19 protein-coding genes and 2 pseudogenes are annotated in these 24,851 nt (G+C 54.7%); 4 read left to right on the top strand and 17 right to left on the bottom strand.

Going from position 1 to position 24,851, the window contains the following annotated elements:
* Nucleotides 1-165 precede the first annotated feature (165 nt).
* Together GA0061077_RS00760 and hflX are read right to left on the bottom strand one after the other, a co-directional pair.
* Nucleotides 166-1,125, bottom strand: a complete 960-nt coding sequence (locus tag GA0061077_RS00760; protein WP_091847035.1) for an L-lactate dehydrogenase — start codon at nucleotides 1,123-1,125, stop codon at nucleotides 166-168.
* A gap of 491 nt (nucleotides 1,126-1,616) precedes the next feature.
* Nucleotides 1,617-3,092: a GTPase HflX gene (gene hflX / locus GA0061077_RS00755; RefSeq protein ID WP_375773979.1), complete on the bottom strand. Its 1,476-nt coding sequence runs from the start codon at nucleotides 3,090-3,092 to the stop codon at nucleotides 1,617-1,619.
* 147 nt (nucleotides 3,093-3,239) lie between these two features.
* On the opposite strand from hflX, the gene GA0061077_RS00750 reads away from it, so the two are divergent.
* From GA0061077_RS00750 to GA0061077_RS00740, 3 genes are all read left to right on the top strand, one after another.
* On the top strand, nucleotides 3,240-3,896 hold the full coding sequence (locus GA0061077_RS00750; RefSeq protein ID WP_091847033.1) for a class I SAM-dependent methyltransferase: 657 nt from the start codon (nucleotides 3,240-3,242) through the stop codon (nucleotides 3,894-3,896).
* A gap of 167 nt (nucleotides 3,897-4,063) precedes the next feature.
* A complete protein-coding gene (locus GA0061077_RS00745) occupies nucleotides 4,064-8,284 on the top strand; it encodes a DUF3418 domain-containing protein (protein WP_091847032.1) in 4,221 nt (1,406 codons plus the stop codon).
* A 211-nt stretch (nucleotides 8,285-8,495) separates the two neighbouring features.
* Nucleotides 8,496-9,410, top strand: coding sequence for a hemagglutinin (locus GA0061077_RS00740; RefSeq protein WP_234696444.1), 915 nt, complete (start codon nucleotides 8,496-8,498; stop codon nucleotides 9,408-9,410).
* 18 nt (nucleotides 9,411-9,428) lie between these two features.
* Here GA0061077_RS00740 and GA0061077_RS00735 read toward each other — a convergent pair whose 3' ends face one another.
* The 8 genes and pseudogenes from GA0061077_RS00735 to GA0061077_RS00705 form a co-directional block, all read right to left on the bottom strand.
* Entirely contained in the window at nucleotides 9,429-10,592 is a 1,164-nt protein-coding gene (locus GA0061077_RS00735; RefSeq protein ID WP_091847545.1) for a glycoside hydrolase family 5 protein, read from the bottom strand.
* A gap of 125 nt (nucleotides 10,593-10,717) precedes the next feature.
* Complete coding sequence (glnA, locus tag GA0061077_RS00730; protein ID WP_091847031.1) at nucleotides 10,718-12,055, bottom strand: type I glutamate--ammonia ligase; 1,338 nt, start codon at nucleotides 12,053-12,055, stop codon at nucleotides 10,718-10,720.
* A 130-nt stretch (nucleotides 12,056-12,185) separates the two neighbouring features.
* Nucleotides 12,186-12,629: an HAD-IA family hydrolase gene (locus GA0061077_RS06705; RefSeq protein WP_267886415.1), complete on the bottom strand. Its 444-nt coding sequence runs from the start codon at nucleotides 12,627-12,629 to the stop codon at nucleotides 12,186-12,188.
* 106 nt (nucleotides 12,630-12,735) lie between these two features.
* A complete protein-coding gene (locus GA0061077_RS06700) occupies nucleotides 12,736-12,897 on the bottom strand; it encodes a hypothetical protein (RefSeq protein WP_183193137.1) in 162 nt (53 codons plus the stop codon).
* Nucleotides 12,878-13,126: a hypothetical protein gene (locus GA0061077_RS00720; RefSeq protein ID WP_143249572.1), complete on the bottom strand. Its 249-nt coding sequence runs from the start codon at nucleotides 13,124-13,126 to the stop codon at nucleotides 12,878-12,880. The genes GA0061077_RS06700 and GA0061077_RS00720 overlap by 20 nt, the downstream gene beginning before the upstream one ends.
* A 169-nt stretch (nucleotides 13,127-13,295) precedes the next feature.
* A pseudogene (locus tag GA0061077_RS00715) lies at nucleotides 13,296-13,751 on the bottom strand (alpha-L-rhamnosidase-related protein); the annotation flags it as partial.
* A gap of 24 nt (nucleotides 13,752-13,775) precedes the next feature.
* Nucleotides 13,776-14,047, bottom strand: a pseudogene (locus GA0061077_RS07195) (alpha-L-rhamnosidase-related protein); the annotation flags it as partial.
* A 75-nt stretch (nucleotides 14,048-14,122) separates the two neighbouring features.
* Entirely contained in the window at nucleotides 14,123-14,383 is a 261-nt protein-coding gene (locus tag GA0061077_RS00705) for a family 78 glycoside hydrolase catalytic domain (RefSeq protein WP_091847027.1), read from the bottom strand.
* Between the two features lie 128 nt (nucleotides 14,384-14,511).
* On the opposite strand from GA0061077_RS00705, the gene GA0061077_RS07285 reads away from it, so the two are divergent.
* Nucleotides 14,512-14,646: an IclR family transcriptional regulator gene (locus GA0061077_RS07285; RefSeq protein WP_091847026.1), complete on the top strand. Its 135-nt coding sequence runs from the start codon at nucleotides 14,512-14,514 to the stop codon at nucleotides 14,644-14,646.
* A 317-nt stretch (nucleotides 14,647-14,963) separates the two neighbouring features.
* Here GA0061077_RS07285 and priA read toward each other — a convergent pair whose 3' ends face one another.
* The 7 genes from priA to dnaE all read right to left on the bottom strand — a co-directional run bounded on the left by priA (nucleotide 14,964) and on the right by dnaE (nucleotide 24,740).
* Entirely contained in the window at nucleotides 14,964-15,689 is a 726-nt protein-coding gene (priA, locus tag GA0061077_RS00695; protein WP_091847025.1) for a bifunctional 1-(5-phosphoribosyl)-5-((5-phosphoribosylamino)methylideneamino)imidazole-4-carboxamide isomerase/phosphoribosylanthranilate isomerase PriA, read from the bottom strand.
* A gap of 152 nt (nucleotides 15,690-15,841) precedes the next feature.
* Nucleotides 15,842-16,543 (bottom strand): imidazole glycerol phosphate synthase subunit HisH, encoded by a 702-nt coding sequence (gene hisH / locus GA0061077_RS00690; RefSeq protein ID WP_091847024.1) that lies wholly within the window; start codon nucleotides 16,541-16,543, stop codon nucleotides 15,842-15,844.
* 247 nt (nucleotides 16,544-16,790) lie between these two features.
* On the bottom strand, nucleotides 16,791-17,477 hold the full coding sequence (locus GA0061077_RS00685) for a hypothetical protein (protein WP_091847023.1): 687 nt from the start codon (nucleotides 17,475-17,477) through the stop codon (nucleotides 16,791-16,793).
* A complete protein-coding gene (gene hisB, locus GA0061077_RS00680) occupies nucleotides 17,477-18,079 on the bottom strand; it encodes an imidazoleglycerol-phosphate dehydratase HisB (protein WP_091847022.1) in 603 nt (200 codons plus the stop codon). Before hisB ends, GA0061077_RS00685 begins: the two co-directional genes overlap by 1 nt.
* A 229-nt stretch (nucleotides 18,080-18,308) precedes the next feature.
* Complete coding sequence (locus GA0061077_RS00675; RefSeq protein ID WP_375773980.1) at nucleotides 18,309-19,475, bottom strand: histidinol-phosphate transaminase; 1,167 nt, start codon at nucleotides 19,473-19,475, stop codon at nucleotides 18,309-18,311.
* A gap of 71 nt (nucleotides 19,476-19,546) precedes the next feature.
* On the bottom strand, nucleotides 19,547-20,926 hold the full coding sequence (hisD, locus tag GA0061077_RS00670) for a histidinol dehydrogenase (protein ID WP_091847020.1): 1,380 nt from the start codon (nucleotides 20,924-20,926) through the stop codon (nucleotides 19,547-19,549).
* Between the two features lie 244 nt (nucleotides 20,927-21,170).
* Complete coding sequence (dnaE, locus tag GA0061077_RS00665; protein WP_091847019.1) at nucleotides 21,171-24,740, bottom strand: DNA polymerase III subunit alpha; 3,570 nt, start codon at nucleotides 24,738-24,740, stop codon at nucleotides 21,171-21,173.
* Nucleotides 24,741-24,851 lie beyond the last annotated feature (111 nt).

The following is a 24,851-nucleotide window of genomic DNA, read 5'->3' as shown; positions in this document are numbered from 1 at the left end:
ATAAGCCGCCGTTCTCAAGCCTGGCAGCGCAGCTGGTGCAGATATACATGGCCCATAAAAAAGTCGTCCGCCTTAGCAAGGCGGACGACATGAGACTGCCAGATCAATCACCGATCAGCACAACCGATCGGAAAGCGGGTACAAGGACCCGCATTTGTCGAGCGATCAGAAACCAAACTTAGCGACGGTTTCCTTCAGCGTATCGGCCGAACGACGCAGCTGAGCGAGCTCATGGTCGGAAAGCGGCGTGTTGATATGCGAGTTGACACCGGAACGATTCACCAGCGTAGGTACGGACATGCAGATATCCGAGATGCCGTGGAAATCCTGCAACAGCGAGGACACCGGCAATACGCGGTTCGAATCATTGAGCACCGCATCGATGATATCGACACCGGACATGGCGATGGCGAAGTTGGTAGCACCCTTACCGTTGATGATGCGGTAGGCGGCATTCTTCACTTCCTGGTGGATTTCTTCGCGCTTGTCGGCATCGAGCGGTTCGTGTCCGGGCAAAGCTTCCCAATCGCACATACCAACACCACCGATCGTGGCGGAAGACCACAGCGGCACCTCGGAATCGCCATGTTCACCAGCAATGTATGCATGGACGTTCTTAACGTTGACGCCGGTCTGTTCGGCAATCAGGAAGCGCAGACGCGCGGTATCCAGGTTGGTGCCGGAGCCGAAAATCTGGTTAACCGGCAGGCCAGAAAGCTTAAGCATGACATGCGTGACGATATCAACAGGGTTGGTGATAAGCATGTAGATTGCGTTCGGAGCGACATTGATAACGCCCGGGACGATGGACTTCATCATGTCGATGGTCGCGCCGGCCAGATCAAGCCTAGTCTGTCCGGGCTTCTGACGAGCACCGGCGGTGATAACGACCATGTCGGCGTCACGGCAAATCTCCACGTCATCCGAACCTTCAATCGAGACAGAAGGATAGAAGCTCGAACCGTGCTGCATATCGAGCACCTCGGCCTCTACGCGATCCTTGTTGATGTCCTGAAGCACGATATCGCGCGCGACACCACGCTGGGCGGCAGCGAAGGCGAGTGTGGAGCCGACAGCACCGGCACCGATGATCGCAAGCTTGGTTGGTTTAATCGAATTGGCCATATAACTGAACCCTTTCAAAATGAATGTTTACAAAGACATCCGGCGCCGGTCTTAGCCTTTCAGCGCAGCAGAACCTTTCTTGGCACAACCGACAAGCATGCAACGGCGTGAACATACCTGCCATGCCATGCAACCTCATCATTGTGATTACCGCAAACTGGATCGACCGTTAGACAATCCACACTTCCACGGCCACCGGCAAACGCCCAATCAGTCTCAGTACGACGGCGGACGAACATCTGCAGTGTTTTCCACTGTAGCACGGGGAGTTCATAAAACACGGCAACCGCGGGAAAGTCGCAAATACGACGCAATGCAACGCAAAGGTGCGCCGATCCGTATGTATACGCTCCGGAATTAACACTGTTGGCGAAAATATTACGGGCAAAATCATGATCATTACGACATGTCGGGGCGACGGGGCCTCCACAAAGACAGAAGACGTCCAGTACATCCACTGCTGCACATTCTATTTCGTCGAAACGTTTGGTTCAGTCCACCGCCAAACCCATCACCTGCGCCGCCAAGTGGGAGTCGACATCCGCTTCAATCGCGACACCTTCTGCAAGATACTCTTCTTTCTCCACTTTGCCATACTGACGCACGCGGGAAAGCAAAGAACCCGCCTCGTCCCCATAAGGCAACAACGCTTCGACATGAACCTTTGGAATGGGCAACAGCTGTTCCACGGCAATCCGCAGTTTTTCCACACCGCTGCCGTCGGCTGCTGAAACCATGACAGCATCTGGGCGAATATTACTCAAGCGATCAATCGTGGCCTGATCGACCTGATCAACTTTGTTGAACGCAAGAATACTGGGAATGTCGGATGCTCCGTCGATGCCGGAAAGCACGTCGTTCACCGCTTCAATCTGCGCGAACGGGTCAACCGTGGAAGCGTCGACCACATGCAAGATAACGTCGGCTTCATCGATTTCCTCGAGCGAGGATTTGAATGCCTCAACCAACTGCGTCGGCAACCGCCGAACAAACCCGACGGTATCCACATAGGCATAAAGCCGCCCATCACCGGCTTTGGCACGCCGAACGGCCGTGTCGAGGGTGGCGAACAGCGCATTGCCTACCAACTCGCCGGAGTTTGTCAGGCGATTGACCAGCGAAGATTTGCCGGCATTGGTGTAGCCCACCACCGCCACGGTGGGCAATCCATAACGATGCCGCGAGCCGCGTTTGACTGCTCGGGCCGGTGCCATCTGACGAATCTGCTTCTTGAGCCTCGAGATACGGGTTCGGATAACACGACGATCCAGCTCAATCTGCGTTTCACCGGGACCTCGGGAACCGATGCCGCCGTTGACACCGGCCGACTGACCACCAGCCTGACGGGACAACGAACCGCCCCAACCACGTAGACGCGGAAGCATGTATTCCAGCTGCGCCAACTCAACCTGCGCCTTGCCTTCACGACTGGTGGCATGAGCTGCAAAAATATCGAGAATAACAGCTGTACGGTCAACAACCTTTACTTTTGCGGCGTCCTCGAGCGCGCGACGCTGACTTGGGGCCAGATCGCCGTCGACGACGATAGTATCAGCCTCGCACCGTGCGACGATACCGGAGATTTCCTCGGCTTTGCCACGGCCGACATACGTTGCGGCGTCAGGCTTGAGACGATGCTGAAGAACACCGTCGCAGACCACGGCACCTGCCGTCTGCGCCAGAGCCGCCAACTCACGAAGAGATTCCTCAGCCTGCTCAATGGTGGTGTCGGCGTTGGACCACACTCCCACCAAGACGACCCGCTCAAGACGAACCTTTCGGTATTCGACATCACTGACGTCCTGCATCTCGCCCAAACCGGAAACATGCTTGAGCTCGTTACGCGATTCACGTTCGTTCCACTGCTCGGCGCCCGAAGCCAATCCATCCGAGTGTTCCTGCAAAATGTCGGACTGATGCGCGAGCACCTCGTCCTTGTCGGTCTCGCGATCTTCTTCGACTGTCAAAAAAACACCTTTCGATATGCATTCTCTTTTACCAGCATATTCGAAGCGGTGAACGCATTTCACTGTTCCTGTGTGGAACTAATATTGAAGTCCTGCCCTGTGCAGGAAACCAAGACGCCAACGGGCATGAGAATCGAACGGGGAACCATGCGCAATCAGCCAGATAATCGCACAGATGATAGCAACATCGTCGAGAAGCCTGCGGAACAGTATTTTTCGGCCGTTCCCACTTCCCAAGATGTGCGCCGACACTTGCTTGTTTCCCTACGCGGACATAAGGTCGATGTCGAAGTCTCCAATGGGGTCTTCGCCTCGCACCGCGTCGATCTAGGCACTTCGGTGTTACTCCGACAAGCACCGCAAGCACCGGGAAACGGCACATTTCTCGATATCGGATGCGGCTGGGGACCAATCACACTGGCGATGGCGCTGGAATCGCCCGAGGCTGAGGTCTGGGCACTTGACATCAACGAACGGGCACTCGATCTGACGGCGACCAACGCCCGTAACCTTGGACTGGACCATGTGCACACCGGCGTTGCCATGGACATCCCGGCGGACCTGACTTTCGATCTGATCTGGTCGAATCCGCCGATCCGGGTAGGCAAAGAAGAACTGCACATCCTGCTCATGTCTTGGCTCCCCCGCTTGAAGGTCGGCGGATATGCCTATCTCGTCGTGCAGAAGAACCTGGGCAGCGATTCGCTAATCAAGTGGCTCGATGCCGAACTTGGCGAGGAGTTCACAGTCGGAAAATATGCGAGTTCAAAAGGCTATCGCATTATCGAAGTAAGTCGCAATTAGCAATAACGCGTACAACCGTCAATACGGGCGTATGCCACACACGGGCACTGTCAGAACAGCACCCAGACAACAGGGGCAATCCGTGACGGGATATGCACACAGCCGCGATGGCGCCATCGGGCCCTTGCCAATATCCGACTGGCCGTATGCGTACAATAGAGACACACATGAAATACCAATATCCACAAGAACTGCCGGTCAGCGCGGCACATGACGAAATCCAGCAGGCCGTTCGGGATTCGCAGGTTGTTATTGTTTCCGGCCAGACCGGAAGCGGTAAGACCACCCAGATACCGAAGATGATGCTTGAGATGGGGCGTGGTACTCACGGCCATCAGATCGTGCACACACAGCCGCGCCGTCTGGCCGCACGCACGGTAGCCGAGCGTGTCTGCGACGAGATGGGCGTAGAACTCGGCAAGGAAATCGGCTACCAAGTACGATTCACAGACGAGAGTTCACCTGAAACCCGCCTACGCATAGTCACCGACGGTATTCTGCTCGCCCAAATCCAGCACGACCCGAAACTATCTCGCTACGACACCATCATCATCGACGAGGCGCACGAGCGAAGTCTCAACATCGATTTCCTGCTCGGATACCTCACCGCACTGCTACCCAAGCGCCGAGATCTCAAGCTCATCATCACCTCCGCGACCATCGACTCGGTAAAATTCAAGGAGCATTTCGAGGACACACTTCACACCAAGGTGCCCGTCATCGAAGTTTCCGGTCGCACCTATCCTGTGCAAATCCTATACGAACCGCTTGGCGCAATGCCGTCCTTGATGCAGCATGTGCCGGGTTTTGCCGACGGGTCACTTCCCGACGAGAACGGTGAGATCAGATCCACGAACGGAACCGACGGCCGCGGCGGCAGCGGATCCACCGGCAACGAAGACGTGCCTCGAGCCGTGGCACGGGCCTGTGCGGAGCTGGTCATCCATTCCTCCCACGACAACGGCGCTCGAGACATTCTCGTCTTTGCTTCCGGCGAGCGCGACATCCGTGAGTATGAAGACGCTATCCGTCACCATTTCGGCACCCGAACTTCGGACATGCGCCGCCCCGACGCACTTGAAATCGTTACTCTTTATGCCCGACTCTCATCCAAGGAACAGCATCGCGTTTTTGAACATCATCCACATCAGCGCATCGTCATTGCCACCAACGTGGCCGAGACCTCACTGACCGTTCCCGGCATTCGATACGTGGTGGACCCTGGTGAAGCGCGCATCTCGCGATATTCCAAATCCGCCAAGGTGCAGCGTCTGCCCATCGAAGCTATCAGCCAAGCGAGCGCCGACCAGCGCAGCGGCCGATGCGGACGCATAGCCGACGGCATCGCCATCCGTCTGTATTCAAAGGACGATTACGAGTCCCGTTCCCGTTTCACGGAACCCGAGATTCTACGTACCTCACTTGGAGCAGTGGTACTGCATATGCTTTCGGTAGGTGTAGCCCACACCGCAGACGATGTAACACATTTCGGTTTTATCGACCCGCCAGACACACGTTCGGTTTCCGACGGTTTCAACGAGCTGACCGAACTCGGCGCCATCGCCCGCAAACACGGCGAAGTACGCCTAACGCACACCGGACGCCAACTTTCACGCATCCCCATCGATATCCGGCTGGGCCGTATGATTCTCGAAGCGGCGCATAAGGCGACTCCAAACACACTGGCTGCCGTGCTGGTAATCGTTGCATTCCTAAGCTTGCAGGATCCGCGAGAACGGCCTGACGAGATTCGAGAAGAAGCCGACCGCGTGCACAATCGCTACGCCGATGAAAGCAGCGATTTCCTCACAGCCCTAAATATATGGGACCACATTTTCGGTCTCGACGAAGGCGATGACGGCAAACGCATCAGCAATGCCAACCTGCGCAAGGTTTGCAAGTCCGAATATTTCAGTTTCATCAGGTTGCGCCAATGGCGTGATTTGGTTTCACAACTACGGCAGATGTGTCGACAGATGCATTTCAAAGTAGGCAAGCCTCAGCCGATTTCACGGCCGACTCCGGAAATCCTCATGTTGCCCATCAACCAGCAGGCGGCGCATTCACTATGCTGTTCCTGGGATACGCAGGGCATTCATTCGTCGATGCTCGCCGGCTTGCTCTCTATGATGGGCATGCAGGTGGTACGCGAACCCAAGGCGTCTGACTTCTCCGGGCTTAAAGGGGCAGCAAAGGCACGCGCCATGAAACGGGCGGCCAAGCAGTCCAAGAATGAGTATCAAGGTGCACGAGGCACGCACTTTGCCCTATTTCCGGCTTCGTCGGTTTCCAAGTCAACACCGCCGTGGGTGATGTCAACAGACCTAACGGAAACCTCACGACTTTGGGCACGTTATTCCGCTGCCATAGATCCCGCTTGGGCCGAACCACTGGCGGGAAGTCTCACACGTGTCACTTACACCGAGCCACATTGGTCTGGTTTGCGAGGCAGTGCCATCGCAAGCTCGAAAGTTCTGCTCTACGGCTTGCCTATCGTGCAGAACCGACCTGTGCAATGGGGCCGTATCAATCCTCAGGAAGCGCGTGATTTCCTTATCCGCCAAGGTTTGGTCGAAGGGGACATTCAGCAGCGCTTCCCTTATGACGATTTCATCGACGCGAACCGAGACGTTCTCCAGGATGCCGTAGACGACACCAACCGAACACGGCAAGTTTCCGCTTCCGCCAGCGATGAGGACCTGTTCGACTTCTACGATGCCGTTATCCCGCAAGATGTGACCAACGTGGCCGATCTGGGCAAATGGGTTAAATCCATCCACGGTACGCAACCTCACCTGCTTGACTTCGACCCGGAAAAGGTGGAACGTCTGCAATCTCGCGAATCAGTAGATTTGCGGGACTACCCCGATCAATGGCACACAATCGGCACCGACGGGTTGCCCATCGACCTGCGATTGAGTTATACCTACAATCCCAACGACCCGGCCGATGGCGTGACGGTACATATCCCCATCAAAGCATTGTCTCGACTGACACCTGAGCAGTTCACATGGAATGTTCCGGGGTTTTTGGACGAATTGATTTTGGGGTACATCAAGTCACTTCCGAAATCGTTGCGTGTCCAGTTCGTACCGGCACCAGACACAGCCCGCACCATTCGAGCCGCTCTTGATCAGCAGTACCCGAATCTGCCCGGATCGGGCTCAGAAGGCAAACCAAACCTACCACCGGTGGACAAAGCAAACGGCACCATACGCTGGCCCGATTTTGCACATGCCTTCACTTACACCGCAATCAACAGCGTCAATGCCACCATTCATCCTGAGGATTTCAACAGCGACCAGCTCGACAAGCTTCCCCCTTATTTGCGCGTCACCTTCAGCATCGAGGAACCGCTGCCCGAATTGTCCGAAAAAGGAAGACACGGCTCCCGCAACCGCTCCGACGACAAACAAGTGCACAATGCAAACGGCAAAGAGAAACCGACCGTCATCGACGATGCAGCTTTCCGCAGTCAACGACAGGGCAAAGCCCAACGTTATCGAGTGCTGGGTTGCGGAAAATCACTGACGGAACTGCAACGCAAATTCATCCGACAGGCACAGGCCAGCGCCCGCAAAACCGTGGAACGACAGGCCAACAAAGCCAAAACTCAAGGCAAAGCGGTTACCCAGGCAAATCTTTTGCACAAGGCAGGAGCCACCACGGCTTCCCGTGCCGAGATGCTATGGCAAGCTGCGTGCGAAAAGCTCAAACTGCCCGAGGCGCGCATCTCGTCTCGCTGGCTTAGCGCAGAGGCGTTGATGCTGGCCAGCGCACCCTACAAATCCACGAAACAGCTGGTTGACGACCTCGAACTTGCGGCTGTCAAACGACTGCTTCCCCACATCGACCAACTGACGGACGACACAGCACTGGCCGAAGCCATCAACGATGTCACGCAGACTTTTGAAGATACCGTTTATTCGGTGGCACACGATGTCATTGCCATTCTCAAACGCTACGCGGTCGTGGACTCAGCAGTGGCGGGAAAAGCCGATCTGGCAATGCTGGCCGTTCTCCAATCGGTGCGGGAACATATCGCCACACTCGTCTATCCCGGTTTCATCGGCAAAACACCACCAGAGGCGCTGCCAAACATCGAACGATACCTTCACGCCGATCTGATGCGACTGGACAAGGCCAAAGTCGACAAGAACCGCGATGTACGCTGGGCCTGGGAAGCCGATGAAGCCAAAGCTGTGGTCGCTGAAGCAAAAGAAAAGCTCAAGGGCGAACCTGCAGGACCGAAACGAGAATCGTTTGGCGCACGAGTGGAACAGGCCCGCTGGATGCTGGAGGAGTTTTATGTCTCGCTGTGGGCGCAGGAACTGGGTACGAAATCACCCGCCAGTCTCAAGCGCATTCGTAAACTGCTGGAATCATAACAGTGATCTCATCCGTACCCATCAGCGTAGGCATACGGACATATCAAGGCCATGCTGCGTACTTATTAGACGTGCATCGATCAGACAGCACACTCATTTCTGTACAGCGATATATGCAAACCCGTTCTCCGTCCAGCTGTCAAAAACCGAATATCGCTCATAATGCGAATCACCGTGTTCAACATTCACGGCGCGCGTTAGCATTGGAGCTGTGGCACCATCTTCGAAATCTCGTCCCCGTTCGCAATCCCCCAAAGCATTCCCTACGTCCTGCAAACGCAAGTGGAACAAGGCTGACACCCCCGCCAAAGTCGGGGTGACACTTTTCGGCATCATCGCGATGATTTGCGTGATGGCACTGGTAATGGGACTCATTCGGATGGTCCAATGGCATATCGAAGTCACGGATGCGCAGAAACAACAGGAAGCGCTGGTCAAAAAGTACGATTTCGACCCAGGCAATATCATTTCCGACGCTCAGTTCTTCAATCCAGACGCCATGAGCCAGGCCCAGGTACAGGCCTTCATCATCAAGCATGGCCCAAACTGCACCTCGTCCGACTGCCTGCCACTGAAAACCTTTGACACCGAAGATATGCCGGCCGACGAGTTGTGCAAGGCATACAAGGGCGCCAAGGCGGAAACCGCAAGCGCCATCATTTACAAATCATCGCAAGCATGCGGCATCAGCGAAAAAGTGTTGCTCACCGTCATGCAGAAGGAGCAGCATCTCATCGGTACCGCCAACCCCAGCGACTTTCAATACAAGTCCGCCATGGGCCTTAGCTGTCCTGATGACGCGGATTGCGACCCTCGGTATGCTGGCTTCTTCCGCCAGGTCTATGGCTCCGCCAAACGGTTTAAGTATTACCAAGCCTACGAAAACCAATACGCCTATCATCCCAATACACTCAACTACGTGCAGTATCACCCGAACAAAAGTTGCGGCGGCTCTCAGGTTTACATCCGCAATTCCGCCACTGCCCTGCTTTATGTCTACACACCCTATCAGCCCAACACGGCTTCGCTGGCGGCAGGTTTCGGCGAAGGTGATTCCTGCTCCAGCTACGGCAACCGCAATTTCGCCTTAATCTACAACAACTGGTTCGGAGATCCACGTAAATAGTTAGCAGCCAAAGATCGGCTACCGCCCTCGCTTTCCATCCCCCATCCAACGATGCGCCCAAACTCGGGTCAGGTCCCATGCCTCGAAGTCCTCGCTACCACCATGTCCGTCCGGGTCCACTTCCCGCCAGTTTCTCTTCAAGCGGTAACTCCAATAGATATGACCGGCGCAGACCTCCCACGCAGACAACTCGAAACGAGCTATTTGGCGGTAGATATCACGCCTTACACGCCCCTCATCCTTCCCCGCTCCATCTGCCTTGCGGTCTGCCAAGTCATTGACGATGTTCCATTCACCGACAACCACCGGAATATGGCGGGCAGCACGCGCGATCATCCGCTTGTTGTACGCGATATACCACTTATAGACCAGCATGTTTCGCAGCGGCAAGAACTGTTCCAGCGTGTGAATATAGACATGCGTGTCAAGCATGACGTTGCGCATCGCCTGTCGGCTGAACCAGTTTCCCCAGAAACGCAGCCGGAAACCGTCGTGGAACACAATCACGGTTTCATCTCGCAAAATCGGACGAAGCATCTGGTAGGCACGACGATAGAAATCCTTGAGGAATCCCATAGGAATGTAGCCGCTTCCCTCGGCTTCGTCCTTGTTTTTGGCCTGACCGGTGGAAGGGGAAGTCGCGTACGCACGCCAATCAGCTGGCTCATTAAGCACTTCGATGCCGTACAGGGCCTCATCGTCTCGATAACGCCTGGACAACCGGGTCAAAACATCCAAGGCATATTCGACTGCTTCAGGATCCTTGTGCCACTTGCAGACCCCTATGAGACCGCCGTTGTCAAACCCGTTCTGCGACCTTGGGACGGTATGCAGATCCAGCAAGACCTTCAGACCGGTTTTGTTCGCCCATCGCAACGCATCATCCACGTATGCGATGCAACCAGGGTGTTCTTCAACATCACCAAAAACGAAATACGGAACGGGCAGACGCACAAGGTTGTAGCCATGCTCAGCGATGGCCTCAAAATCTTCAAAACGAATATATTTGTCGCGATGTTGCTTGAGTTTGACCTTCAAGCGCTGCGGATCCATGCTCCTATGCATCCAGATTTCATCGTCTTCGCCGCACTCAGTGAACAGTCCCGGAGACATCCATTTCTCCAGTACCAGCCAATTGCCGAGGTTCACCCCGCGGATCGGCTCATCAACCCCCAACGTCATGCGTTTCCTTCCCTCATAGGGCGAAGACGGTTCACCATCGACGCCCATGACGGACACCATGCGCATTCACAACCGGCAAACCAACCATTAGGGGGTGGGTGGATTCCAACCCCCGACCGAATCGCCTACAACTTCGGCAGGAATTTTTCCAGCTCGTAACGTGTGACCTGACGGCAGTAATCTTCCCATTCCTGACGCTTGTTGCGCAAGAAGTATTCGAAAACATGTTCACCTAGAATTCCGGCGACGAAATCGGACTTCTCCATGACCTTGAGGGCCTCGTCAAGGTTCTGGGGCAGCGGTTCGATACCCATCGCCTTGCGCTCAGCATCCGTCATATCCCAAACAGCATCGCTAGTCGGCTCGCCAAGGGTCATCTTCTGCTCAATGCCGTCGAGACCGGATGCCAGAAGCACCGAAAACGCCAGATACGGGTTGGCCACTGGATCAAGCGCACGGAATTCCATACGGGCCGAATTGCCCTTGCCGGGCTTATACTGCGGGATACGCAGCAGCGCCGAACGGTTGTTGTGACCCCAGCACACGTAGCTTGGGGCTTCCTTGCCGCCCCAAAGTCGCTTGTAGGAGTTGACATACTGATTGGTGATGGCGCTGATCTCACGGGCATGGTACAAAATGCCTGCAGCGAACTGTCGGGCGATCAACGACATATTAAACTCTTGGCCGGCCTCGTAGAAGGCGTTCGAATCCCCCTCGAAAAGACTAAGATGGGTGTGCATGCCGCTGCCCGGTTCGTCGGTCAGGGGCTTGGGCATGAAGCTTGCATGGATGCCGCGCTCCAGCGAAATCTCCTTAACCACTGTACGGAAGGTCATGATGTTGTCGGAAGTCGCCATCGCGTCGGCGTAGCGCAGATCAATCTCGTTCTGGCCCGGGCCCACTTCATGATGCGAGTATTCGACGGAGATGCCCATCTGCTCAAGCATATTGACTGCGGCCCTGCGAAAATCCATCCCCGGACTGCGCGGAACGTGATCGAAGTATGTACCATGGTCAACGGGCTTGGGAACCATGCCCCAATCGTCCTGCTGCTCGAAAAGATAGAATTCGATTTCAGGGTGAACATAGAAGGTAAAGCCCTTTTTCTTGGCCTTGTCGAGCTCTTGTTTCAAAACGTGTCTCGGGTCGGCCAACGACGGCTCGTCATCGGGAGTCAGAATGTCGCAAAACATGCGTGCCGTCCCTTGAGGGCCGTCGCGCCAAGGCAACAACTGGAACGTCGACGGATCGGGCTTGACGATCATATCGTCCTCGGAAACACGAGTCATACCCTCGATTGCCGAGCCGTCGAAGCCCAAGCCCTCCTCGAAGGCATCCTCAAGTTCCGCAGGTGCGATGGCCACGGACTTCAACGTCCCCAGCACATCGGTGAACCACAAACGAATGAATCGCACGTCGCGTTCCTCAACGGTACGCAAAGCGAACTCTTGCTGTTTATCCATACTTACTATGGTCTCACATCACTATTACATTTCAGTTAAATGCCAGTCGGCAAGGATGACGAGGTGATTGTACGTTTCCTCACCTTACCAACATGGCTCGAAACGCAAAACCGGTCAGCAGACATTCGAGCTACCGAAATTTCAGCATGCTCGGTGCGGCTAACCGATTTCGAGGTTTTATTCGAGGTTCAGCGACGTTGCCAAGCTTGTTCGATGCCATCGAATCGAAGCTACGCAGTGCTTGGCACCAGCATCCTGCCTGTCCGAGTTCATCAGGGCTGCTGACACCCACCCGAAAACGCTCCAGCGGCATTAAGGCGGTTATGCCAGCAACCGAATTCTCGATTCCCACACAATCGCCGGCATCAAGACCAATGGCCGACGCGACGGCAAGGAAGATGTCCGGAGCGGGCTTGCCTTCGGCGACCTTGCTCGGATCGGCAATGGCGTCGAAGGCATCCGACAGATCAGGTTTCTCAAGAATGAAAGGACCGTTCATACTGGCCGACGCCAGAGAAAGCTTGACCTCGCGCTCCTTCATCGCGGCAATCAGTTCGGGAATACCGGGGAGAATATCGGCACAGCGGTCAAACCTGTCAGAAGCGCACGATACGCCTCATTTTTTGGCAGCCATTTCATCGAACTGATCCAGTGGAACTGTGAATCAAGATAATCAAGAATCACCTTGAGGAATCGGTACGGCTGACCCCTGAGGTTTTCTCTTCGAGTTTGTCGGGAAGTTCACGGTCGAAATGATCTTTCACCAGCTTGCTCCAGGCTTTAAGATGGTAGACAGCAGTATCGGCGATCACGCCGCCCAAATCAAAGAGTGCTCCTTTCACCAAGGAACCTCCTTTCACTTTCGAGAGGGGTCTTGTCCATCACGGCCTTGATTTCGTCGAATTCCTCCGACAGAATGTTAACGAATGGAAACATCGTGTTCATCGTAACCAGGGAAAGCGAACCAAAATTATCAAGCTTGCCATCCTGTTGCAAGAATCCAAAGACACCATTGATGGGTTCAAGCTGCTTCAGTAATTCCTTGTCGGACATAATAGCCGACACCAACATGCCGAGGTCGCAGTATTCAATATAGTCGTGTCGGGTCGATATGAAATCCGATATGTTCCGCCGGTCAGCACCAGCTGCTTTTCGCACGCTTCGCCATTGACGACGATTTCGGCACCTTGCGAGCGCGGAAGCCTCACGCTCACTTCTTGCCCGAACAGCATCTGCACGGTCATGACAATGGAATGGCAAGCACCGGATTCCAACATTCCCAAACGGTAGCCGCACCAAGGTTGACCGCATAAAGCCAGACCGGGAAATCCTCGTTGAGGAAAAACTGGGTCGCAAGCTTATGCTGCCCGGTACCGGAAAGAACTTGACAAATCAGCGGCGTACCAACGAATCCGGTTTTCAGGCGATTATCGTCCTTTCCTAACTGCACAACCAGATTGTTCAGCACGCACTGTTGCTGGTGCTTCGGCAGCAAATCGCAGTACAACGTCAAAGTATAGGCGGTCTGGGTGTCGATTAATAGACGGCCGTTGGCAGTGATGAATTCCTTCGCAGTGGCTTCCTTGATGGTCTCCGCCTGTACCTCGCAATGCTCGGCATCCTCACACAAGCCGAGCAGTTCCGTCGTGCGCGCGACAATGGAACTGAAACGGTAGTAGTAGACCGATGCGATGAAATCTTCATCGGTCTACAGGTTGGCATCGCCGGGGCAAACACGGGGAGCATGCAGTCATGCTGATTCTGTTCGATCTGCATATCCTTGGCATACTTCTTGTAGAAGGCATAGGAATCCATATTCAGCAACGCAGTTGAACAGAATACAGCGGCGTCAGCCGACCAGCCGAGACACTCGTCGCGTTGCAGAGAGTCCGTCGGCACATCGAAGCAGTTGCTTTTCTGACTCCACAGAATGTTGCTCAAGAGTCGGTTGACCTTAGGGTTGTCGGTTTCGATGCCACCGGTAACGTCCATCTTCGAAACATGACGGCTGCCCAGGAAATCCTCAGCCCGCAACGGTTTGGTATTGTCCGTGACCTTGACGTAGCGCTACCCGTAGTATGTGAATGTGGACGCACCCACAGTTCTTCCCACCAGAGACGTAGAGTTAAAAGCCGCACGAGCCTCGCGCAGATTGCCACGATAGAAGTTGCTGTCCTGCAGAATTTCGCCGACCTGCAACGTGATTGCGGTACCTTCGGGCTCGCGGTTGAAGAACTCCGGCCAGCCTGCCTGGTTCTGACCGAAATCAAGTACGGTTTCACCGGTGGGAGTAGTAATGATCTCCTTTGACCTCCAGATATTCGTCAATGCTCAACGGCGGGCTGAGTCGGTCAGCAAACATATCGGTGCCGTGATCAATGGTCACCGCAGGCCGCCAACCCTCGATTTGCATCGTATCGTCGTAGTCTTCACCATGTCACAACGGCAAGCAACGGTTGTCGATTTATTATCACATCGGCGATATTTTGCCATTGTTACCCACTGCTGTGGGACGAGTGCTGTTGGCATTTGCCCCACCCTCCATGCAGTCTGCCGTATTGGACCACGACAATTTCATCTGGCCTTCATGAGAAACCAAATGTCCGAATTCACAATCAGTGCATGAGGCTTTGGAAAAAATCACACACAAACGCATTGCTTTTTTGATTTAAAAGACATTCCCGTCAATTCGATTGCCGTTCCAATATTTATCCAAGGAACGAATGCCGTTGCGGCCATCGGCATCGTCGTCAAGACAGGAACGGTCGCTTTGGGACCCAAACTTGCCGATTTGCTAAAAGCGACAGCCAAAAACATCTCCAATAAGCTGGCAGAACCCAAACAGAAGCGGGTATTGTTACCGTGGAACGCTGGAAACTAAGCCGGTGCTCCACTTTTACACCAATTTTCAGTCACGCACCGCCTCGAACGCCTCCGAGAGTGTGAAAGCATGCGCATACAGTGATTTGCCGAGAATCACGGCATCAACTCCGACCTCTTCCAGCTGCGCCACGGCTCGAATGTCATCAATGCTTGAAATACCGCCAGAAGCGGTGACGTTAGCGGGTGTACGTTCAGCGACTTCCCTAAGCAATTCGAGGTTCGGACCGTCCATCATACCGTCGTGAGCCACGTCTGTGACCACGTAGCGTCGGCATCCTACTTCATCAAGCGTGGACATGGTCTCAAAGAGGTCACCACCCTTACTGGTCCAACCGCGTCCAGCCAGCGCATGATCTTTCACATCAAGGCTTACTGCCACTTTTTCACCATAACGCTGGATAATTTGCGCGGTCCATTCGGGATTTTCCAATGCTGCAGTGCCGATATTGACCCGTGCCGCACCAGCCTCAAACACAGCCTCGATGCTCTCGTCGTCACGGACACCGCCGCTCATCTCGATGTGAACTGTGTTTCCAAGTCGCTCACCTATCTCGCACAGCTTTTCACGGTTATCACCAGTGCCGAACGCGGCGTCAAGATCGACGAGATGAATCCAATTCGCGCCCTCTTCAGCCCACGTCAAGGCAGCCTCATACGGGCTGCCGTAATCGGTTTCGGAACCAGATTCGCCTTGCCTCAGGCGCACGGCCTTGCCACCGCGAACATCCACAGCTGGAAGCAATGTCAGCATCCTGTCTCCTTCATGTTGAAACGTCTCATAAAAACAGTTATGTGTTCTGCCAGCAATGAAAACACAATATCGCAACTTGCCACGCATCGAAAACCATGCACAACAACAGTCTGCGACTTATCGTATCCCCATCATTTCCCCGATCACAGGTTTTACAATGTTGCGGCCCAGTTGCAAAGCAGGTGAGCCCCTGCCTCACCCGACTTCTCGGGATGGAACTGGGTGAGAGAAAGCGGGCCACGCTCGTAGGACGCTACGAAGCGACTTCGACCGTAGTTGCACCAACCCACCTTCTGGGTTCCAACATCGGTGATACTCGGCTGGGCATGGCCACGATAGCCGTCCGACTCCAAATCGGCATCTTCCTCAACGAGTTTTGGTGATTCACCCGGAATTCGCGCCTCCATAGCGGCATATGAATGCACGAAATAGAAACGATCGTTTTCAAGGCCATTTAACAACACAGACCCCTCCGGCTCTTCGACAGTGTTCCAACCCATGTGGGGTATTACATCAGCGTCAAGCAGGTTCACGCTTCCGTCCACGACTCCAAGCCCATGCGTTGAGGTCCCGCCTTCCACACCTTGTGCGAACATGACCTGCAAACCAACGCAGACACCAAGCACCGGACGACCGGCCGCCAGACGATCAAGAATGATCTGGCCACCATGGATGGCCTGCAGGCCATCCATACAAGCAGCAAAAGCGCCCACTCCGGGGACGACCAGTCCGTCAGCCTCAAGGGCCTGTTTACTATCGCTGGTCAATATCGAGTCCAGCCCCACATGGTCGAGCGCACGCATCATGGAGCGAACATTGCCGTACCCGTAATCAAACACCACCACTGTCGCCATTGTCGCTCCCTTCGTCTCATCCTCCCGTATGCCGGCCTATGTCAAGTATCAATGCACCGCAAGAGGAATCTTTCCAAACATCCAGCATCCGGACCTTTCCGCCCGCCGACTTTCCTTACTCTATGCACCGGTAAAACCGCCACACCGATTATCGTAAGACAAGCCATGGCACCGACCGTGGTCCAACGCCTCCGACAATGCCGACATTCCAGCGTGACGGCAGTGCATAGCGGCGAATAAGATCAGCCTAACCGATACTCGATTTGCCGCGGCCACGCGGGTGCGTGTAATCGGCAATAACCCGAATGGCTTTCTCTCGGTCGAAATCGGCCGTTGACACCACATGTGTTCCCTGTGACCGAAGCGCGGCCACATTGGTGATACCGAGCATCAGATCTTCAACGCATTCCGGCGTTGTCGCAAACAGCACGGGGGGTGCGAACTTCTGACCGGGCTCCCCTGCCATATACAGTGTAGAGACCAACTTGTCCGCTCGATTAACGGACAACACGGCCGGCATTCCACTGACCACATTCGTCAGGTCCTTTGCCGCGGATTCGGGTGCATCCCCGTCAAGATTGCGCAGAATCGCAACAGCACCGTTCTTGTCGGCTACACAGTCAGCCGAAATGTCGGAAATCTGACAAAATGCCGCAAGCAAATCCGCAGAAATCAACCGAGTGATAAGTACTGCAACCTTAGCTTTGTTGCCGATGAGCCCAGCGAGCTCTTCGTCAAAGTCCATTCTGTCGAGTTCGTCGGTAACACTGCGATCGGACTGTGCAGAAGGGTCCTCAGCATCATCGGTAAATTCTTTTTCGAAACCGGCAAGCGCCGCATCAAGCTCATCATCACTGAACAGGTTGTCGTTCTCGTTGTTCTCGGCATCGTCAAATTTGTCCGAATCCTGACCGTCATCGCGATATTCGCCCATCACAGCGCCCCTTTTGTGCTGGGAATGATGCCAGCAATACGCGGATCCGGTTCGATGGCGACACGTAGCGCCCGAGCCAGTGCCTTGAACTCGGCTTCAGCGATATGATGCGGATCGCGGCCCGCAAGCACCTGCATATGCAGACACAGACCACCGTGAAAAGCGATGGATTCCATGACATGACGCACCAACGAACCAGTGAAGTGCCCACCGATCATGGCATATTCAAAACCTGCCGGTTCACCGGTACACACCGCATACGGACGGCCAGAAATATCAACCACTGCACGCGCGAGCGCCTCATCCAACGGCACGGTGGCATCACCGAACCTGCGGATGCCGCGCTTGTCGCCCAGCGCCTGCTTGAGTGCCTCGCCAAAGACGATGGCCGTGTCTTCGACAGTATGGTGCACGTCAACATCCGTGTCACCCCTGGCGCGAATTTTCAAGTCAATCAACGAATGCTTACCCAGCGCGGTCATCATATGGTTATAGAAAGGCACTGTCGTCTCGATGTCGGTTTTGCCCGTACCATCAAGATTCAGGCTCAGTTCAACCTTCGATTCGCTGGTTTCACGCACTATCGTAGCCGTCCGTGTCATACCACTTCTCCTTATTGCTGGTTCACAGCCCTACGTTAGCAATCACCCACCACGATGCACGACCAGTACGGTCTGCGATGCCGTCAAAACCCACGTGGACACTCAACGCCGGCGAGAAACCATCAGGATCCCAACGCCCTGATCACCAAGGCATCCGACTTCGCCGAACTGAGAAAGCAGGAAATTCCGTGCACGACTTTCTTGCGCGTACACGAAATCACAACGATTGCTACTCTTCTTCCAGTTTAGCCAATACTTCAGCCAACGTCTTGCGGAAACGAGCCATCTCTTCATCTTTGCCCATACACACACGCATCCAACCCTCAGGACCGACTACACGAATGAGTACACCACGCTTGAGCAGTTCTTCGAAGATACGATCGCGATCTTCGAAAGAACCTCCGAACAAGAGGAAATTGGACTGAGAAGCTGCAACCTGCAACGGCTTGCCGTGCCAGGTTTGCAACCTGAGCCACTCAGCGGTCTCCTCACGAACCTCACGCAAGTGATTCACCTGGCCGAGCTGTTCATCGGTGTGTTTGAACGCTGCGAGCGCGGTGGCCTGGGTGATGGCGGAAAGATGGTAAGGCATACGTACAATGCGCAGACAGTCAATGATGCCTCGATCCGCAGCAACGTATCCCACACGGGCACCAGCGAACGCGAACGCCTTACTCATAGTCCGACTCACGGCTAGGTTGGAATATGACCCTAGCAGATCCAGCGCCGTAGGCGTGCCAAGGTTGCGGAACTCGATATATGCCTCATCCACGACGACCACCGGATGCACGTGAGGCCCGGCTCCTTCAACCCCGATATGCTGCGATGCCTGAAGCACCTTCTCAAGCTGATCCATCGGCAGTATGGTCCCTGTAGGGTTGTTTGGACTGGTCAACAGTACGATCGACGGTCGTTCGCGCTCCATTGCAGTCAGCAATCCTTCAAGGTCAAGCGAGAAATCGGAGTTGCGCTGGACAGTAGCCCAACCAGTGAACGTGTCACGCGCATACTCCGGATACATGGAGTAGGTCGGGGCGGCCCCTAATGCCTTACGTCCCGGACCACCAAACGCCTGGAAAAGCTGAAGCATAATCTCGTTGGAACCATTGGCTCCCCATACCTGCTCAACTTCCAGCGTCACCCCGGATTCACGTTCCAAGTACTTGCAGAAAGCCTCACGCAACGCGATGTGCTCACGATCCGGATAACGGTTGAGGGTCGGGACGATGCTGCGCACATCCCGAGTAATCTCATCAACCACGGAAAGCGTGGGCTCGTAGGGATTCTCGTTGACGTTCAGGCATACCGGCACATCAAGTTGAGGAGCACCGTACGGTTCCTCACCCACGAGGTCATTACGCAGCGGCAGACTGCTGGGAATCAATTCGCTCATCATCTTCCTTTGTTCTCGTACGCTTGGCTTCGGGACACTACTAACAACGAATGCCCCGTTTTCAAAACGCACTATTATCGCAGCCCTGCCTGGCGCTCCTGGTCCTTAAGCGTGGCCTTATCGTATGGATCGTCAACGAAACGACTGAGCACCGATTCACCGTGCGCCGGCAGACTTTCGGAAACAGCGAACGTGTTGATCTTGGAAGCAATCGCCTTCAATCCCTGCTCGTCGTATTCAATGACCTCTACCGGCTTCATAAAGGTGTGCACACCCAGACCAGAGGCAAAGCGAGCGGTACCGCCGGTGGGAAGCACGTGGTTGGAGCCGGACATGTAATCACCAAGGGGCACCGGGGAGTACTGCCCACAGAAGATTGCACCGGCATTCTTGATTTGCGGCACGACCTCGTCCGGGTTTTCGACCTGAATCTCGAGGTGTTCAGCGGCATACGCATTGGCTGCATCGACGGACTGCTCAAGATCGTCAGTGAGAATGATGCCTGATTGACGACCGGCCAAGGATGTGCTCACTCGTTCATGAGACATCGTCCTCGGCACCCGGCAATCAAGGCTTTTCTGCACATTGCGAGCCAACTCTTCACTGTCGGTAATCAACACCGAACCGGCAAGCTCGTCATGCTCGGCCTGACCGATCAGATCGGCTGCCACCCAGTCGGGGTTGGCTGTCTTATCGGCCAATATAGCGATTTCCGTAGGCCCCGCAACCGCATCGATCCCGACGATGCCGGAGACCATGCTCTTGGCTGTAGCCACGAAAATATTGCCCGGACCGGTAATCTTGTCGACCGGTTCGCACAACACCTTGCCATCTTGCGGTTCGGAACCGTTCGCACCATAGGCAAACATGGCAATGGCCTGGGCTCCACCAACCGCATAGACCTCGTCAACGCCAAGAACGGCGCATGTGGCGAGGATGGTCTTGTTGGGTAAACCATCGTTATCGGCACTCGGAGGTGTGGCGATGGCCAGCGAGGAGACACCCGCTACCTGAGCCGGAACGGTGTTCATAATGACGGAGGTCGGATAAACAGCCTTACCGCCCGGAACGTAAAGACCAACGCGCTCGACCGGAATCCAGCGTTGCGAAACCCTGGCACCTTTGGCCAAATCGGTATAGAAGTTCTCCGGCACCTGCGAAATGCACACCTTACGAATACGACGCACCGACTCCTCGATGGCTGCACGAATCTCCGGGTCCAACTCTTCAAGAGCGCTATACATCGCCTCAACCGGCACACGCAAATGAACTGGACGAATGTGATCGAATTTCTCCTCAAAATCGCGCAATGCTGCAGCACCGCGAGCCTTGACGTCTTCGAGGATGGGACGCACAGCATCGCTGGCTTCGTCAGTGCCCATTTCGGCTCTGGGCATGGCTTCCAGCATTTGCGCACGGGTGAGGCGCTTTCCGCGCAGGTCAATCATTCGCATAACAGTACCGTTCATACTGATTTATCGTATCCGGCACATCCTATATATCAACAAACACGATTCATATGCTGAGACCTTCACGCATTACGAGTGCCAGCCGGTCATTACCTGCAGATTTCGTGACCCTCAAACAACCTCGTACATCACTTGCGTATGGCACAAAGCTACAGTTCCCAATGGAAACTGTAACGGCTTTGCAACCAGAACCTTCACGCGCACCAACAAATAGGCGTGCGGTAGACCCTTAGGAAGCCGGCAGACACTTTGGACCGAACAGGATTTTAATTTCCGCAAACAATGAGGTCTCACGCTTGATACGGAATCGGTCGCCGAACGTCAATACCTGCGCACTGCCATTGCCATCGATAATGGCCAACTTGACCTCACAGGTGCCGGGATGATGAACAAGTACCTGACCCAGCTTCATGACATGAGAACGATTCAGAGCGGTCTGCGGCAAAGTCAGCACCAATGGACGTTCATCTTCAGACACGAGGTTGGGGACGATCATTTCATTGGCCCTCATGCTCACCGTCTCGTCACGCAGATCGATCTGCCCTCGAACCTGCACCACCTCATCTACGGCCATCGATTCCGCGGACGCAGTATATGCCTTGCCGAAGAACATGCACTGGATGGAACTTTCCATGTCCTCGATGGTTACCAAGGCCCAAGGATTGCCTTTTTTGGAAACACGGCGGTCAACGGAAGTGATCAGCCCCGCTATCGTGACCTGCTGTCGGTCATCCATTTTCGGTGCGCTGTTGATCAGCTGGGCGATGGACATGTCACGCAGGCTGTTGAGAACGGAAGCCATACCCGAAAGCGGATGGTCCGAAACGTAGAGACCAAGCATCTCACGCTCAAAGTTGAGCTTCGTCTTCTTGTCCCATTCCTCGATATCTGGGACACTGACCTGAGCGTCGCCCATCGAATCAGCTTCGGAGCCTTCGCCGCCGCCATCGGAATCCAGATCACTGAACAGATCGAACTGTCCTTCAGCCTGCTTTCGTTTCAGACCAACCATCGAATCGATAGCCGGTTCGTGGATCTGATAGATCGCACGACGGTTGGGGTCGATGGAATCGAAGGCACCTGCTTTGATCAGCGATTCCACTAACCGTCGATTCATGGCACTGAACGGCACACGGCGAATAAAATCAATGAAATTGACGTATTTGCCGCGCTTGCTCTCGCGTTCGGCGATAATGTCCTGCACGGCCTTGTCACCCACATTGCGGATGGCGCCGAGACCGAAACGGATGATGTCCCCGACAGGGGCATATTCCAACCGTGACTCGTTGACATCCGGCGGCAACACCTGGATGCCCATACGTCGGGCCTCACCAAGATAAAGCGCGGTCTTGTTTTTGTTGGTACGTTCGTTCTGCAGCAAGGCGGCCATGAATTCGACCGGATAATGAGCTTTGAAATAGGCGGTCCAGTAGGAAATTAAGCCATACGCCGCCGAATGCGCCTTGTTGAACGCATATCCTGAGAACGGAACGAGAATATCCCAGACATCCTGTGCCGCCTTGCGCGAGTACCCATGCTCTTTCATACCTTCGAAGAACGGTATCTGTTCCTTGGCCAACACCTCGGGCTTCTTCTTACCCATTGCACGTCGCAGAACATCGGCTCGCCCCAAGGAATATCCCGCCAAAATCCGAGCGGCGGACTGCACCTGCTCCTGATAAACGATCAGACCATAGGTCTCGTCGAGCACCGGTGCAAGCACTTCGGCCACCTCGTCGTTGATGGGCGTAATCGGCTGCAGGCCGTTCTTGCGTTTGGCATAGTTGTTGTGCGAATCCATATCCATCGGGCCCGGTCGATAGAGCGCGATGAGCGCGGATATATCGTTGAAGTTATCGGGCTTAAGGCTTTTAAGCAGCGCCCGCATGCCATCACTATCGAGCTGGAAAACTCCAAGTGTGTCCCCTCGTGCCAGCAGCTCGTATGTGGCCTTGTCGTCCAGCGGAATCTTGGTGTAGTCAATCGGTTCTTTGCCGTTGAGCTCGATGTTCTTCAACGTATCGCGAATAACCGTCAAGTTGGACAGGCCGAGGAAGTCGTTCTTTACCAGCCCCATGGTTTCGCACGTATGATACTCGAAAGTCGTGGTCACCGTTCCATCGGTGCGTTCCAGCAACGGCGAGGTGTCCGTGATCGGAGTAGCCGACATGATTGTGGCGCAGGCGTGCACGCCGGTCTGTCGAATCAGGCCCTCGATACCCTTGGCCTGGTCAGTGATGCGCTTCGCATCCCGATCGGCATCATAGAGCTCGCGGAATTCGCGCGCTTCAGCATAATGCTTGGAATTCGTGTCGAATATCTCTACGAGGCTTGCGTCCTTGCCATTCTTGCTAGGCGGCAACGCTTTGGTGATTCTTTCCCCGACGGAATATTCGTAGCCCATGATTCGCGCGGAATCCTTCAGAGCCTGCTTCGTCTTGATGGTACCGTAGATGACGCACTGCGCCACCTTGTCATGCCCATATTTGTCAGCCACGTAATCGAGAACATTCTGCCGGCCCTCAGGATCGAAATCAATATCGATATCAGGCAGGGACACACGCTCGGGGTTCAGGAAGCGTTCGAAAATCAGGCCGTGCTTGAGCGGATCAAGCTCGGTGATGCCCATCGCATACGCGACCATCGAACCTGCGGCGGAGCCACGACCAGGACCCACCATGACACCATGGGTCTTGGCCCAGTTAATGTAGTCGGAAACCACGAGGAAGTAACCGCAGAACTGCATCTGACAAATCACACCGCACTCGTAATCCGCTTGCTTGCGCACATCGTCCGGTATGTTTCCGTCATAACGATTCTCAAGCCCCTTTTGCACATCGTGCAGGAAGAGGGAAGTCTCATCCCAACCCTCGGGGCAGTCGAAGACCGGCATGAATGCGCCATCCTCATGGTCGTCGAACATGACATTGCAACGCTCGGCCACTTCAAGTGTATTGTCACAGGCTTCGGGGAATTCCTTGAATAGTTCGCGCATCTCCTGAGCCGATTTGATGTAATAGCCGGAACCGTCGAACTTGAAACGGTTCGGGTCATCCAGTTGCGAACCCGAGTTAATGCACAGCATCGCATCCTGTGAGCCGCGGTCCGCTTCATGAACGTAATGCGAATCGTTCGTGGCGATGATGGGAGCGTTCAAATCTTTGGCAATCTTAAGTAAATCACCCACGATTCGCTTTTCAATCTCGAGATTGTGATCCATCAGTTCGATGTAGAAATTGTCGCGGCCGAATATGTCTTGCAGCTGATGTGCGGCACGCAAGGCCTCATCGTATTGCCCCAAGCGCAGACGCGTCTGGATGATGCCCGAGGGGCACCCGGAAGTCGCTATGATCCCTTTGTGATACGTTTCCAGAACGTCATAATCCATACGGGGCCATTTGCCGACACGACCCTCAAGATTGGCCACCGACGAGGCCTTCATCAGATTGACCAGCCCCTCGTCGTTTTCCGCCCACATCGTCATGTGGGTGATGAAACCACCACCGGAAACGTCATCGCTGCGCTGAGCCTCGGTTCCCCAGCGAACACGCGACTTATCACCCCTGGCCGTCTCAGGCGTGACATACGCCTCGATGCCAATAATCGGCTTGATACCGGCACTGACGGCATTGCTCCACATTTCGTAAGCACCGTGCATGTTGCCATGATCGGTGATAGCTATGGCGGGCATTTCAAGTTCCTTGGCGCGCGAAATCAAATCGGGAATCTTTGATGCGCCATCAAGCAACGAATAATGTGTATGGTTATGCAAGTGAACAAAATTTCCCGACTGAGCCATGCCCTCAACGATAGCGAAGCAAGGCGACTATAAGCAGTCGGGAAAAACATGCCACAGCGGTGATGGTCTCAGAAACACAGAAAGGCTCACCTTCACCATAAAGCGGTAAAG

The sequence above is a fragment of the Bifidobacterium commune genome (genome assembly GCF_900094885.1).
GTDB lineage: Bacteria > Actinomycetota > Actinomycetes > Actinomycetales > Bifidobacteriaceae > Bifidobacterium > Bifidobacterium commune.
Note: the sequence above shows the minus strand (reverse complement) of the source record. Positions and strands in the feature narration are given on the sequence as shown.